Origin of the sequence: Psychrobacter sp. 72-O-c, from assembly GCF_904846605.1 — a bacterium.
Classification (GTDB): Bacteria; Pseudomonadota; Gammaproteobacteria; order Pseudomonadales; family Moraxellaceae; genus Psychrobacter.
Window position 1 is genome coordinate 71008 of the sequence record NZ_CAJHBI010000007.1, and the last position, 14783, is coordinate 85790.

Sequence of the window (14783 nt, forward strand, 5' to 3'; positions counted from 1 at the left end):
AAGTGCTAGTTCATAAAGAAAACCAATAATTTATAAGTACACCAACAACAAGCAGTAAGAGCTGATAATGAGTTTGCCATAAACCAATTTACACTTTGTTGGCGATAATGTTCACTTTGGCATAAGTTCTGTAACTTATTAAGCACCGTCCCAACCAACAAGCGTCTGTTAAGCAATGCTTCATTCACAGTCTCAAGATGTTGCCCTTTTATGTTCTTACGCAGTTTATTACTCACCTAATTACAGGGGAAGATATGCTGCTTGTTGTTCTATATAATCATCAAATTAGCCAGCTAAAAGTTGAGCAGCTAAAAAAGGTAAATTTTTCTGATGCGATGATGTACATGGATAATACGAACGATATATTTCTATATAGAAAACCTGCAGGTGAATATGGCTGATGTAAGCTGAAGAATCTATAAACATGAACTTAGTAAGCTAAGCCCATCAACAGTAGTTCATCATAAATAAGAAACCACTCTTTTATGCAGCATAAAGATGTTATATTCTGGAAAAAATAATAGTCTTAGACAATCGAAAGTCACGCGTAGTATTTTAGAACGACGGTGTTTCAAAAAGTATGCTGGCATTAGACAATGAAACTAATTTTAGTATGCCTTTGCCAACATTACGACAAAGGCATCAAATTATAAGCTAGGACTAGCGCTTACTACTCGTTATCGTTTTATAGCTGCTGACTCAATTAGAAAGAACCCTAAAAAATAATACCGTTTAAACATCAATTAAGGGCGTTATGAATGGGCTGAAATGAAATCAGAAATATACTTATTAACAATTTCTGGTTGCTCAAGCGCCACTGAATGGCCCGCTTTTGGAATCACAAACATCTGACTCTCAGCTACGGTTTGGGCGATATTTTCGGACAGCGGCACTTCATACGCATGGTCTTGCTCACCTGCCAATATCAGCATAGGAACTTTACAGCCCTTAAGCTCATTTAACACGCCGGTACGATGAATAACACCATGAGCGCTGCGCGCAATATCCGGTCCCAGTTTTAACATATAATCACGCCAGTGCTCGCGCTCGGTCGCACGGGAAGGGTCTGCCAAATAGTCATCACCAAACATGATGTACATAAGTGTATCGATGAACGGCTCGGTACCTTGTGCGCTTACACCATCAATTAGGGGCGAAAAATCGGCCAATTTGTATTCAAGTTCTCCGCTGCACCCAAGTACAATACAACCCTTCAGCAAGTCTGGGCGGCGAGCGGCTAAGCGCAGTGCAATGAAGCCTCCCATAGAGTTGCCGGCAAAGAAGCAAGGCCCTAGGTTAAGTGCCTCAATTAATGCCACGGCATCGTCAGTAAGCGTATCCATATCGACGCTTTTTAGTTCCGAGCCGGCACTTTGTCCTTGGTTTCGATGGTCATAGCTCACAATTCGAATATGTTTAGAAAGATGCGCTATTTGGTGAGCGAACATTTTTTGGTCAAAAAATAGAGAGTGACTCAGTACTAACACTGGAGCATCTTTAGGGCCTTGATCGTCATAAAACAGTGTGGTTCCGTTAACATTAATCTTTGGCATAGTTTTTCCCTTTGTATAAATATTATTAAACCTAATGGCACTTATATTCAAAGTGCTACATTTACTTTAATTGTTTCACTCTAATACTTCTACCAGAACTCCTAAGTCTTTGAAAGTGCTAAATTGTGATGTCAAATTGTATCTGTATAGCTATAAAGATAATTTGGTGGATATCAGTGCTTTCAATGAATTCTCGATTGATAATGATCTATAAAAATCCAAGATAGATATGAAGTAAATTTTACTGGCAGACTGTTTGATTAAAACCTTCCAAGTTAATGTCTATGAGATTGACAACATATAGTCGATTCAATTTAAAAACGATACAGTGCTACTGGGATGAACTTTTTGCAGCCTCTGTTACGCTTGCGAACAGCACGCCAGAAAAATTTATACCAGTAGCACGTTGATATAAGCGACTCTCTTTTATTGTGAATCGACTATAGTTCATTTTGGTCACAGTGCTGTTTTTTAGACTTTTAGACTTTTAATATGTTAGATAAACTTAGTAATTAGAGCGACTAGCTAATACTGAAAATCGCCACAGCCCCTGAAAATTGGACAAAAAAAAGCCTCACTGTGAAGTGAGGCTTTTTCGCTTTATACAAGCAAATTTGGAGCGGGAAACCCCAACCTTGGCAAGGACGTAGACCAAAAGTATATTAAGTTTAGTTAAGCTGTAACCCTTTACTTTAAAGGTGCTAAGCTTTTTATGTTTTGGATAACATCCTAATATAATAACACTATTCTAAGTATAAATATGTTTTTAGTCACCATAAATTTCATGTACAATGACACCAACCAAAAATTATTTCAATCCCTACTCTTTTGGTATTCATTCACTAATTTATTTTGATATTGAGTAATCAGTTCTAATCTAAGAATGTGTATAGGTGAAAATTCAGGTTTATCAATATGGCTAAAAGAACACAGTCCAAGAGTAGAGAGTCGGTTAAGACCATTAATTTAACTGATAATTTTTTGGTGCATGAGCTCGCCAAAAAGCCATATCAGCTGTTTTGTGAATTATTTTTTGATGAAGTAATAGTAATAAATACTAGATTGGCTTCATGTAAAAAGCTGTATTTTGAGGTCATTCACTTTGAAGAAACAGTAGGTGAAACACATAATGATGTGTATTATTTTTTTGAAGATTTTAGGTCGGCTTATCAAGTAGAAAGCCAGTTACCTGTTACCGTTCGAAAACTAAATTTAACAAACGCTGATATCACTCGTAGAGCCTGGCAGTATCTATTCGATGAGTTTTTAAAATTGGAGCCTGTCAATCCAGTTATTTATCAGGCTATCAAAGAAGCAATGCCTGAAAGTATTCAACTAGAAATTTTTCAATGCAAGCTAACCATAGAAAAAATATTAGAACTCAAAAAAATAAAACGCTATCAATATGAATATCAGCACAAGTTGTACCGTAATCTAACAACTCATCAAATCCCATCTTTCCCTGATCTAATCCAAGAAGCGAAATATGATATTAAATCAAGAGCTGCAAATATTGATACCTGATACTGAAGACTTGTATACAGATGACGTTAGAAATTTCTTTTTAACGATAGCAAGTTTGGTTTCTATCGACTTCATGGATATTACGGTTACTTGTGAAAAGCCATTTATTCTCAGTTCAGAACGTTTAAAAAAAATCCTAGAGTCTTATCAGGGTAAGTTAACCAAATTTGAAAATCCTACTCGTGCTTTTATAGCCAGCACATATCATCTACCTACTTTAGATGTTGATAATCCTAGTGAACAATGGCTGTGGACTGCTAAGATATGCCATTTACTGATTTACTTTGCTCAAAATGGTTTGCCAAGACGAATTAGTGAGACCACTGCTGAGGCTAGGAAGTGGGTGAATCCGTCTAACTATAATCACCAGATATGGGAGCATTGTTATAAAATTTTACAAGCAAATAACTTAGGAATTACATATCAAAATTTTGAGAAGTATCGAATTGAGCTTGAAAGCAAAAATGACCCTAGGCTTAAATCATTCATTAAAATATACAGAACCATTGATTTTGCATATAACAATAAAGCAAAAATTACTCGCTCTTCCTCAGGTAGAAAACAGGGTAAGCAGAGCAAGTTAGATGATCCAAAAATAGAGTACATAGCACAAAGTGATGTTGATGACGATACTGACGAGCTCGTATCCGTCACAAATTTTGAACAAACAGATAGTTTTAATGATATTAATCGAGAGCGTCTGGATGATCCTGTACCCGATTTCAGTTTTATAAAGCAAAGTACATTAAAAGCGACTGAAAAATTCTCAAGCAATCAGATCTATCGTAGAACTCGCGCAAAGTTTGCTCACGCAAATAAAAACGAAAGATTTCTGAGTAGCAATATTCGCTTGCTACCACTTAGTGCTATGCAAAATATATGCTCTAAATTGTGGCAATGGTTTGACAGCTTTGATAGCGAAGAAACTGATAGGGAAAGAAAACGGGCGATAGCTTATCTATTACTTTCTTTATATACAGGCTATTCAGTTGCCAAGTTAGCTGAAGATATTGATAAAAATGATAAAAGTATTGTTGATATTAGCGCCCGAAAAAAACGGTGTGATTTTATTGTTCATCTTGATATCACTCCATTACGTATTAGAACGATAGGTATAGAGTCTGTGCTTGCTAACCAATTAACGCAGTTCAAGTTACCACTACCTGAACCGTTAGGGATCTTTTTAACTTATAAAGGTCATCCGGACTCGACATTGATTAATGAAGTTATCGCTAGTTTACGTGAGGACTTAGAGCTACCTTTAATAAGCCTAGGCAGAATCGAAAAGTCACTGTATACCATTATTTCCCATGAGGTCAGCACCACTCAGCTAGCCAGTATTATCACCTCTCGCAACAGTAAGAAAAGAGCTGATTTATGGTACAGCTCACATTCCCTTAAAGATGTGAAAGAGATCTATCATAGAGCCATTGAAATACTCACTGATCGTTGTTATGGCAATCGTTTAGACAAAGTCGAGTATCTGTCCGAGGTTGAACTAAGTGATGATGCTATAGGCAGCCAAAACTGCCCTGACTATCCTATAGTGAGTCTATTCATTAGCCACCTGTATCAGAAAGTAGAAGCAACCACCAATTATATAGAAAAGTTTAATTTTTATAATTTATGGCTTTGGCATGTGTCGTTACTGCTAACCTCTATAAGAGCTGTTGAAGGTGCTCCTGGTAAATTTAATCAAATCAACTTGAGCAAAGGTTTTGCTTGGATCTCTGACAAAGAGGAACGAGTAAGCGCCAAAAGTCCACGCCTAGTCCCTGTATGCACATTTTTAGTAGAAGCAATTAAAAATTTCTTAGATTACCTGCGCCGCTTTGTTAGACAATTCGGACGCTTAAACCTTAAGCTGAAATTAGAGGTTGATAAAGTATTTAGCTCTGAGCGTCCACTATTGAACTACATTGATAAACAAGGAGCCTTGCAGTCCCTACGTCCTGCAATTATTAGCAAAGAGCTAGGCGATAATTTTCGTTTCAAAGTTGACTGGACACGTCATGTTGGACAACGTTTTTTGCATGAACAAGGGGTGGATGAAGCTATTATTCTCGCTATATTTGGTCATGAGATGATGGGGCAGGAGGCTTGGCGAAAACACTCATCATTAAGTATTGGTGACATATTGTCACCCAGAGATGATTATCAACAGCTAGCAACCAAACTAAAGCTTAAGCAGGTGATCTCATGACTGAATACTCTCCTATAGAGCCTTTGTATGGTCATGAAAGAAGGTTGGCCAAACGGCAGGAGCAGCGAAAAAAGGCCTTACAGCAAACCAAAGAGATATGCCAAGACTATTGGGCAGCTTTCATTCATGAGAGCAGTGAAAGCCAACTGGATACAATAACTGATGAGCAAGTCTATAGCTTATACGAAGCTATTTATAAAAAAATAGAACAAACTGTTCCAGCAAAAATAATCCCTTTTGCTTTGTTTGAGCGGATGCGTTTTTTTGATAAAGTCAATCAGTTACGTAAAAAGGATAGTTTGCCGCTATTACCAAAACCAGTCATTGCTTCTCGAGCTCAACGTCCAAAAAATATCAACGACCTTGATGATTTTTTATACCTATCGCAAGCAGAAGAGATTGTTGATCAGGCATTAAGTAAATGGCAACAAAAAAATACCTTTTCCTTACTAGATTGCGTCACCTGGTTCTTATTTACACTGGTGAGCTTTGCAGGCTACAACGATGAGGAGGTGCTCAAAGCAATCTATGATTATCTTGATGAAAATAAGCTTATATATCAGATTTTTGATGACATGCTTGCTATCCCCATTAAGATATTATCACCTGGCTATGGTAATAAAGTTGTTCTCGTAGATGAGGATATAGAGGAGGTTTATCAGACTCGGCTAATCTTTATTGATGACATCAGTCGCTTGTGGTTATTTAAACTACAAACCCAGCGTCAGCAAGAAGATGGCTTTCCAAAATATCATCAAGTGATAAAAAGATTAGGTGAGTTTACTAATGAAAACTTCACGGTTAAATCAATTTCTAAATCAAAGTACCTACGACATATCGCTATTCATTGGCAAACTTTGCCTGAAGTAAGGTTAGATGTTCAGCTTGTAGAGGTGTTAACTGGTCAGCAGAGTCAGACCTCGGTGACAGAGGAGCACTTGCTTCGGTATTTTCAAACTATAAAAACGCCCAAAGCAATACTAACTGATGATCATATTAGTAGATTGGTTATTGAGTCTAGCAATGAGCCTTCGTTAGAACCTTCTAAAACCGTGAGATTCAAGTCTGATGCTGTCAAAGAGATACGAGCCATCCTTAATGATGATAGGAAAAAAGTTAGAGAACAGTTAGAAGGTTTACTTAAGCAGGCTTTGTATCCGAATCAAGAGCGACTGGTTATATGGATGCTTGATTTGTTTATTAGTAGAAATAAAATTAGTACCTTAAAGCGATACTTATCCGATGTAGGCAATGACTTTATTGCAAGCACTCGTGACACAGAATTTCTAGGGTGGACGAAGCATGATTATCACTATATTTATAATGATATTCTTGCAAATAAAAACCAAAATAGAATGGGGTTTACGACCACCATTCTATGTTCACTTCACTACTCGTTAAAAAAGCATTATCAAGCTCCTGATATCGACTTGAAGGGTGGTGGTGACCCACAAATTGTATCAAGCTACTTGATCCCTAACCACGTCTATCAACTTATTCAAAGCTGTATCTCTGACCAAAAAGAATTAAGCGATTATAACCAGCAAGCGCTTAGTGTTGTGATAACACTGCTATATCGCACTGGAATGCGTATTAGTGAAATACTTGGGCTGCAAGTCAAAGATATTGAATATGATAATCAAGGTTTTACTGAATACAATATTATTGTTCGTTCCAACGCGCATCGTGATTTAAAGTCAGATGATGGCACACGACGCATACATTTATCAGTATTGCTCTTAGCAGATGAACTGGAGAGATTTAAACAGTTTTTTAATTTAAAAAAAGAGCAATCCTCTCGCTATCTATTTACCTTAGAGTATCAGTCAACACCTCTGTCTCGTTACAGTATCGAGCAGCCTGTAAAGAAAATATTGGCAAGCACACCTTACAATGATATGACGCTGCATAGCTTTCGCCATAATGCGGTATCAAACATGGCGATAATCCTTAGGTGCAAGCAAAAAATTGCCATGCATTTTACAGATTATAGTGAGAAGCAGATTGATAACATTAAGTATCAGTTTTTGGGTAGCGTACGCAAGATATCGACAAACTATTGGGATGCATTGATGGAGTTTGCAGGCCATGCAGATTTGAATACAACCTTTAGCTCATATATTCATACTGCTGACATCATTGCCAGTCATCAATTACAACAGGCTAAGTTGACACTACCCCTAAGTGTTGTAAATAAGCTGATGGGTGCAAGCCGCGCTGACTTAAAACAACATAATAAGGATGCTTTTGAAGGCAAGACAGATAAAGTCAATCTTAATTGTATTAGACAGTATATCAATCGTAAAATTGAGCATGAGAAACTTTCAGCTTCTCATGACGTGAAGAGACAACCATCAACTCTCGATAGCAACGACTTAGCGGTAGAACAGAATTCGGCAGTGTTTGGAAGGTATAACCGCGAGATGATTGAAAAACTTTTGTATGACATCGAGGATGGGCAAAGATTAGATGACGCCAGTAGTTTAAACTTCAAATATGACGATGCACTGATAATTTATGAACATGCAGTAAGCTTAGTACAAAACACTGATGGCAGTTTAAATCACAAGCTTATCTCAAAAAAACGCAAACAAGGGTCTGAACACATACTTATTGCCCCAACGCCTCTTCATTATCGTGAGGAGAAAGCATTAGTAAATTTGTGTTTTGATAATCTTGAAGAGTTATACAAAACCAAAGAGAGTAGGCGTAAAGTCAAAGAGATGCTTAACGTGTTTTATAACAAGGCAAATACGTCAAAAAGTGAGATCCGATTCACGTACAAACAAAAGAAACTATTCTACAAGTACCTAAGCATAATATGTCTGATACTACCAAGTAAATATTGGCGAGTGAATATCAGCTGTATAAAGTCAGAGTCTTATGCTGATGAAAAGAAGAAGAAATTCAATAATTTCTTTGTAGATGAGAAATCTAAACTTGAAGAAATTGAGAGGTTTAAAGAAGATAACTCTAGTTTTAATGGTGAGCTTACAGGTGTTGATACTTATAGCGGTTACTCATTGTCTGTCATCAGTCCGATTAAGCAACAGAATAACCAAGCCGGGAACTATTCCTCTGCACTAATGAGATATGTATTGCACTTTATGCTAATAGTAGAGGGTTTGAGTCACTAACAAAACCCAAGTCCATCTCTACGGTTTCTTCAGCATAGCTCAACTTAAAGAGTGATGCATCTACAAGCGGAAGTGGGTTGTGAGTTAGTATGCTGTTGGCTAGAAGCATAGTTATTTCTTTCAATCATTACTTATTGCCTCGTAATCTTCTCATAGCATTATCTAGAACATCAGTTCCTTCTGTATCATTCATTGTATTTGAGAGTGTTAAGTTGTCTTGACGCATTGAATGAATAATATCTAAATTAAACTTTACATTTTTCAAAGCTTGCTTAGTATCCTGATAGCCTGCTTCAACTAACTTATTGACAGTCTCAACCGAGAAATCAAACATCGCTATAGAGCCGCCTATATTTATACTAGGGCGAATTTCTATAATTGAAGTGTCAGGAAAGTCATGGCGATGCCACAATGAACCATCAGTTAAATGGGTCACAATAATATGATTGCAGCCTGCTTCTATCAATGGAGTAATAGGTGTATTTCCCTGTGACTTGAGGTAACCGCCTTGTCCACCGTCAGTATAACGCTCATCTTGTGAACTGCTAAGTGCTTTAAAAAGTAAAGGCACGGAAGCCGATGCTAAAAGAACTTCTTTTTGTTCGTCTATTGCCAAGGATTGGATATGTCTAAATTCTGAAGGAGTATTATCTATACCAGCGATTTCTACTTTAATAACATCTCGAATTGCTAGAACCATGTCTTTAATCGCTTTACCATTATGCTGCTGTTTGAAAATTGAAACATATAATGGCATAGAGTGTTGTAAGTGATCGATATCGAGATACTCTTCTAACATCAACCTTAGCGTATCATCTTTGAGTATATTTTCTATTTCTAAAGTTGTGATACCAGGTATCAAAAAGCTGAGCCATCCAATAGGACTGCCAAGTCTTAATCCTGCTGATAATAATATAGTAATATAAATTAGATAGTTCACTTTACTTTTTGATATAGAACTGAGATTAAACTTAGAAGTTAAAGAGTCACTGTCAAATTGAATAGGCTTAAGGTAGGGCAGTTTATCCCAAAGCATTTCTAAACGCTTTGCGCCTTCGGTGAAATTAGGTGCTGACGCTAGTACTGCACCATTTAGGGCGCCAATACTGGCACCTGAAATCATATCAATACCGATATTCATCTCATCTAAAGCTCTAGCGACACCAACATGATAGGCTCCTTTTGCTCCACCACCTGATAGCACTAAGCCTACTTTATTTTTAGAATTGAGACCTTGATTCTTTACTAAATTGTTGCTCATAATCCAAGCCCTTGTAATCTAGAGTGCTCTGTTCGGTTGGTCATCTCACCAATCATGCGCTTAGTTACTCTATCAATATCGATCATATTTAAGCTTATGTTTTTATACTCAGGCTTTCTATCATTTGGTAAGTCATTGTATTGAGTCGCCATAAACACGATAGGATACTCATTAGGCGCTTGTTGACTCCAGTCACCTTGATAAGCTAAAGCGTGTTGTAGCACTTCGCTTTCCTCACGTTCATCAGGTAGACATAGCCACTGATCCTGATGTAAGTCTTCTCTAGCACCAATATTAAGATTTTGCTTGAAAGTAGCGATAAGTTCATTCTCGAGCGTATCTAGTAACTCCTCTTTCTTTGTTTCATCATTATAGGTACGCAGATATAAGCCAAAGTCTCCCCAGTACAAGGTATCTAAAGTCGTGTAACATTGACCTAACAAAGATAGCTTAGAAAACTTTTCTGCTTTCAATTTAGATAACACATTGCCCATTTGGGTGTATGCATAGCCATAGCTTTCTAGTCTGTCTAAGCGACTACTCACTTTATCTACTTGCTTTTCAATCTGCTGTTGAAAGTCCAATACGTAGTGGGTGAGTTCAGCTGTTTGTAATTGCGTGTTTTTGAGCGTCTGATGTATCTCTATTATAGCGTGGGTATGACCTTGCTGTGATTGGAATATCTCATGGAAATAGTGTTGGCAAGCATCTAAACCTGCGATAAGATGATCGTTAACATTCGCTTGCGCCCGCTGGGTTTTACCTGATATCAGGGACAGGTTACGAGAGACAAAGCTCTTTGGTTGTAAGCTTTTGCTATTAAGCTCTTTTGCAGTATCCAAGCCATTAACAAAATCAATGACCATCTTATCTGTTAGATAAGGGATGTTTTGTGCTATAGACTGTTGATATTTTTCTAGTTCCATAACTATATATTCCTTTTCCATTACTCGAGATGATAAGTTTATATTTTAAATAAGTATATATAATATAGTTAAGAAATATCTGCATTAGAGTTAATTGTAGTCTCTATCTTTTCAACACTAAATTTACCTGATAGTCTTTCCCAGTCTTCTTCAGTCTCATGACTTGATTGCTGTAAGGATTTTATTTTTTTCTTATAATATTTTTTAGTTTGTAAGTCAGGCATTTTTTCTTGAACAATCGCATTATTCATTTCTACTACTGCACTTTTTATAGTGTCATTAAACTCATCAATAGAAAATATGTTTTTTTCTAATAGTTGAGAGAGGATATACGCTATTTCCTCTTTTAAAGGAGTGACAACTTTAGTCTCCAATATCTCTTTCAGCTTATTACTCATATCTTTTTTATTTATAGTATATGTCTCTATGTCTACTTTATATGTACCCCAGTTTTTATTAAATAGACCACCAAAAAACCTCTTTGCACTACCTACTGTCCCAGATTCACTTCTTGTTTCTACAGTTCTTTTGTGCTTTACATCTACAGAAAAATGATCTAGCAAATCCATTTCATTTTTTTTAATATTTGAATCTATTCCGTCTATCTTAATTTCTTTCATTCCCTCTTTATTAAACTCTTCCTGTAGATTGTTCAATAAAACATTGCATTCATGGTGCAAGACCTTAGTTATATTTTGTGTGTCTTCTATGCTCTCGTTTAATATGATTCGATATTCTTCAGTTATAACATGAATTAGTTCAGATGTACTATTCATAACTGCACTTTTAAAAGCATTAAGTTTCGATTCATCTGGGAATATTAATGAATTGCTATTAGACTTGGCTAGCTCTCTAGCTTTATCAAGCTCAGTTAGCCTTTCTTTTCTAATTACAGATTTTTCGAATGTGAGAAGCTGAGAAAGAGTTCTACTATTTATTGAATTATCTAAATCTTGAACATTTTTCTTTGTTTTATTTGTCTCAATGTCGAACATTTCGTCTAATTTATCACTTATACTTTTAGATACTTTTCTTTTGTCTTCTTTTTTTTTCATTTTTTTCACTGCATCGGTTTTTACTTTCAAAAAATCCACTTTAATACTTTTCGACATAGATTGTAGTTCTTTGATTTGGTTTTTTAAATCTAATATTGTTTTCTCTAGGTTGTTTATTTCCTCATTTGTCATTTTTTCTTTATCAGCAAAATGTCCACGAATATTGAAAAAGTTATGTAACTTATCAAAGACATCACTTGCGCCAGTGAGTGCAGATTGAATAGCTATATAAGGTGCATTTTTCTGCATATTTAATATAATGTCTGTTAGAGGTTCAGTCATAAGACTATCTTTTATTAACTCATCCAGTTCTTCAGAAATATCCTCCATATCCATTTTTGAGTATTTTTGCTCAGCTCTTTTTCCTAATACTTGCTTAGCAAAATCTTCTATCCAAGTTCCTTCTTTATACTCAGGCTTCACTTTGTTTTCTAGTAAATAGGTTTCCATACGGTTGGCTAAGTAAGCATCTCGTGCTGATATAGGATAGATATGTTCAAAATTAATTTTATCTTTAAGTAGATTATTAAAAATATGATGTTTAGTAGAGTTGGCATCATCTGCATTGGCTGACTCTTGGTCAAATTTATTAACTAAGGCGAACAAACGTGATTTTTGAATAGTTGGTATGGTTTCTATCTCATTTTTTATACTTTCTTCTGCTTCAGAATTTAGCTGCGTATAATCTAAGACTAGCATTACAGCTGAACTACGCTTTAGCTGCTCTCTTAATAGACTTAATAATTCCTTATGACCAGACTCATTAGGTCCTGCTGTATCTAATAGCATGAATCGTCCATTAGTCTCAAAATCTTCTTTTAATTTGAAAGCAATTTCAATTGTAGGTAGTGCATCTATATTTTTATAGCTATCATAAGGAAAAGCAAATATTTCTTTGTCAGCTATAGTGTTCAGCGTTGCAGTAAGACGGACTAAGTCATTGAGAAGTTGTAAAAAATTAAATATATTGGTTTCGCCATTATAGCTATCACTAAATAAAGAATCCGCTTGAATAAAATTGATTAAATCAACTATTTCCGGGCTTGGGTTTTCGATTTCATATATTGATATTGCATTTTTAATATCAACTAAAAAATCATTAATAGGAGTGCTGTTAAAAGTTAGTTTGGGTGTTTGCTGCTCTTTATTATGACAAATCAAAGTAGGAAGAGATGTCATTGGGCGATTACGATTGGGTAGGATTTCGCGTCCGACAATAGCGTTAATGGTTGTGGATTTACCTGCCTTCATAGTACCTACAACGGCTAAAACAACATCAAAATTTTGAAGTTTATGTACTTCACCTTTCAGTATTTCTTGGAATGCCTCACATGTTTCATGTGTCAAAATACCTTCATTTCCACCTTCTTCATCAGTATTTAATTTGTTTTCTTTACTTAAAACTTCAGACTCAATATCTGAGAGCATACTTATTTGCGTTTCTAGAATTTTTATTGCATCCGCTTTATAAGCATTCAGTTTTTCTTTTGTCATTAGGTTGTTAGACTGGTGCATAGTGTTACCTCAAATTGAATTAGTATCATGTCAAATAAATGTTTACAAAGTTTGATAATAGTGTTGGATATTTTCTAAATATTCTTTAAGTACACCCTCCATCTGCCCCTGAACCTCACTCGGACTAATGACACGAATATGCGGTATCCAGTACTGCACTATAGGGACGACCTCTCTAGGGTGTACATCTCTGCATGCCAGCAGTAAGTCACCATTATCAAGCTTTCGTACCAGCTTCTGATTGGGCAGTAGGTCACGGCGCTCAAAATATCCGGCAACTTTGGCATCGACCTGCAAGACGATTTCACTGATTTGATTACCAAAGAATAGGCTGTCCGTACCAAGGATTTTCACTTTGATATCTTCAGAGCAGGTAAAGGTCTCAGTATTGACTTGCAGATTGGTTATTTGGGTAAAGCAAAATGTCCGTGTTTGTCCATGACGACAGCCAACTACATACCAAATGCCATTTTTATTGAGTAGATGATAAGGCTCTAAATAATGGTGTTTGCTGGTGCTATCAGTAGCATTCTCGCTAACCTTACAGTAATCGAATTCAATATATTGGCAGTTGGTAATGGCTTGATTTATGGCTTTAAAGTCATCAGTACGCGCGCTAATGTTTTCATAAGCAAAACCTTTAACAAGGATGCTTTGATTGAGTTGCTCTTGAAAGAACTGGCGGTCAATTTTTGGTAGTAGATCTTGGACACTGGCAAAGTTAGCAAAGCGCTTGATATCAGTAATATCTAAATAGCCAATTTTTTTGGCATCAAGACGATAGAACTGTGGGCCTGCTTCACTAAAATCTAAGATGGTCAGGCGATCTTTAAAGTCTCGTTTTAAGGTGCGAGTAGAGACCTGATAAGTACCTGCTAACTCAAAGATATCTAAACGCTCACCAGAATTGAGCCTGACGATAATGTCAGATAGACGATAAGCGAGTTTTTCGTGTTTTTTTAATCCCATAAAGACTCAATTACATCAATATACTTACTTTAAGTTGCAAAAAGTTGCTGAAATATTACAAATGTGTAATTATGCGCTTTTATCGAAATTTAGCAACCAAAATTTAGTTCTATAAAGTCATTGCGCTAAGGGGCACTGGACAGACTTAATTTTCATAAAAACTAAAACCGCTAGGATTTAACTTGGGGTATAACCAAGCAGTAGCTAACGTCGCCACTTTCGATAATCCTTTTCATAGAAAACAATAGGTTGCTGAACACGCGGTGTTATTTTAAGGTTGTTTTTTATTTGCTTAGTAATCATATGTTGACCACGAAACTGTAGGAACTGGTATAGACCTCTTGGATCTTCAATAATTACGTAGGAGTTCAAACCAATGCGATTACCAGATTCGAATATAAACCAGATAGGAATGTGCTGTTGAGATTGAGGTGCGTGCGAAATAAGCGATAGAGTGGTAGAAACAGGTCGCTGATTACTTTTTTTAGAGTTTTTATTAAGCCACCACATCATATATTTCCTTTATATACACATGTTAAAGACCGCAGTGTAGCGCGTGGTAATGACAGGTTGTGTCAGAATGGGAAAAGAAAAGTATTATTACTGCTCAAAGCTTGTTGAGCTATGCTGAAGAAACCCC

10 protein-coding genes are annotated in these 14783 nt (G+C 36.3%); 3 read left to right on the forward strand and 7 right to left on the reverse strand.

The annotated features are described in order from the left end of the window. Positions 1 to 5: 5 nt before the first annotated feature. Positions 6 to 236 carry a transposase gene (locus JMX97_RS13995; RefSeq protein WP_201555510.1) on the reverse strand — a complete coding sequence of 77 codons (231 nt, stop codon included), beginning with the start codon at positions 234 to 236 and terminating at the stop codon, positions 6 to 8. Between the two features lie 516 nt (positions 237 to 752). After that, entirely contained in the window at positions 753 to 1553 is an 801-nt protein-coding gene (locus JMX97_RS03740) for an alpha/beta fold hydrolase (RefSeq protein ID WP_201555511.1), read from the reverse strand. Positions 1554 to 2468: 915 nt separating this feature from the next. Between JMX97_RS03740 and JMX97_RS03745 the strand changes: the two genes are divergently transcribed. Genes JMX97_RS03745 through JMX97_RS03755 form a run of 3 tightly spaced genes read left to right on the forward strand, consistent with a single transcriptional unit; the run spans position 2469 to position 8417 of the window. Next, a complete protein-coding gene (locus tag JMX97_RS03745) occupies positions 2469 to 3077 on the forward strand; it encodes a hypothetical protein (protein ID WP_201555512.1) in 609 nt (202 codons plus the stop codon). Further along, entirely contained in the window at positions 3040 to 5280 is a 2241-nt protein-coding gene (locus tag JMX97_RS03750; RefSeq protein ID WP_201555513.1) for a hypothetical protein, read from the forward strand. The genes JMX97_RS03745 and JMX97_RS03750 overlap by 38 nt, the downstream gene beginning before the upstream one ends. Next, positions 5277 to 8417, forward strand: coding sequence for a site-specific integrase (locus tag JMX97_RS03755; RefSeq protein ID WP_201555514.1), 3141 nt, complete (start codon positions 5277 to 5279; stop codon positions 8415 to 8417). The genes JMX97_RS03750 and JMX97_RS03755 overlap by 4 nt, the downstream gene beginning before the upstream one ends. A 127-nt stretch (positions 8418 to 8544) precedes the next feature. Here JMX97_RS03755 and JMX97_RS03760 read toward each other — a convergent pair whose 3' ends face one another. The 5 genes from JMX97_RS03760 to JMX97_RS03780 all read right to left on the reverse strand — a co-directional run bounded on the left by JMX97_RS03760 (position 8545) and on the right by JMX97_RS03780 (position 14656). After that, positions 8545 to 9678, reverse strand: a complete 1134-nt coding sequence (locus JMX97_RS03760) for a patatin-like phospholipase family protein (protein WP_201555515.1) — start codon at positions 9676 to 9678, stop codon at positions 8545 to 8547. Next, positions 9675 to 10604, reverse strand: coding sequence for a diguanylate cyclase regulator RdcB family protein (locus JMX97_RS03765; RefSeq protein ID WP_201555517.1), 930 nt, complete (start codon positions 10602 to 10604; stop codon positions 9675 to 9677). Before JMX97_RS03765 ends, JMX97_RS03760 begins: the two co-directional genes overlap by 4 nt. Before the next feature lie 68 nt (positions 10605 to 10672). After that, complete coding sequence (locus JMX97_RS03770; protein WP_201555519.1) at positions 10673 to 13174, reverse strand: dynamin family protein; 2502 nt, start codon at positions 13172 to 13174, stop codon at positions 10673 to 10675. Between the two features lie 42 nt (positions 13175 to 13216). Beyond that, entirely contained in the window at positions 13217 to 14143 is a 927-nt protein-coding gene (locus tag JMX97_RS03775) for a helix-turn-helix transcriptional regulator (protein ID WP_201555521.1), read from the reverse strand. A gap of 204 nt (positions 14144 to 14347) precedes the next feature. Then, positions 14348 to 14656: a hypothetical protein gene (locus JMX97_RS03780; RefSeq protein ID WP_201555523.1), complete on the reverse strand. Its 309-nt coding sequence runs from the start codon at positions 14654 to 14656 to the stop codon at positions 14348 to 14350. Between the last annotated feature and the right edge of the window lie 127 nt (positions 14657 to 14783).

Bases quoted from the DNA above. Each gene is read 5' to 3' on its own strand.
- JMX97_RS03740 (WP_201555511.1), bottom strand. From the start codon at position 1,553: ATGCCAAAGATTAATGTTAACGGAACCACACTGTTTTATGACGATCAA.
- JMX97_RS03745 (WP_201555512.1), top strand. From the start codon at position 2,469: ATGGCTAAAAGAACACAGTCCAAGAGTAGAGAGTCGGTTAAGACCATT.
- JMX97_RS03750 (WP_201555513.1), top strand. From the start codon at position 3,040: ATGATATTAAATCAAGAGCTGCAAATATTGATACCTGATACTGAAGAC.
- JMX97_RS03755 (WP_201555514.1), top strand. From the start codon at position 5,277: ATGACTGAATACTCTCCTATAGAGCCTTTGTATGGTCATGAAAGAAGG.
- JMX97_RS03760 (WP_201555515.1), bottom strand. From the start codon at position 9,678: ATGAGCAACAATTTAGTAAAGAATCAAGGTCTCAATTCTAAAAATAAA.
- JMX97_RS03765 (WP_201555517.1), bottom strand. From the start codon at position 10,604: ATGGAACTAGAAAAATATCAACAGTCTATAGCACAAAACATCCCTTAT.
- JMX97_RS03770 (WP_201555519.1), bottom strand. From the start codon at position 13,174: ATGCACCAGTCTAACAACCTAATGACAAAAGAAAAACTGAATGCTTAT.
- JMX97_RS03775 (WP_201555521.1), bottom strand. From the start codon at position 14,143: ATGGGATTAAAAAAACACGAAAAACTCGCTTATCGTCTATCTGACATT.
- JMX97_RS03780 (WP_201555523.1), bottom strand. From the start codon at position 14,656: ATGATGTGGTGGCTTAATAAAAACTCTAAAAAAAGTAATCAGCGACCT.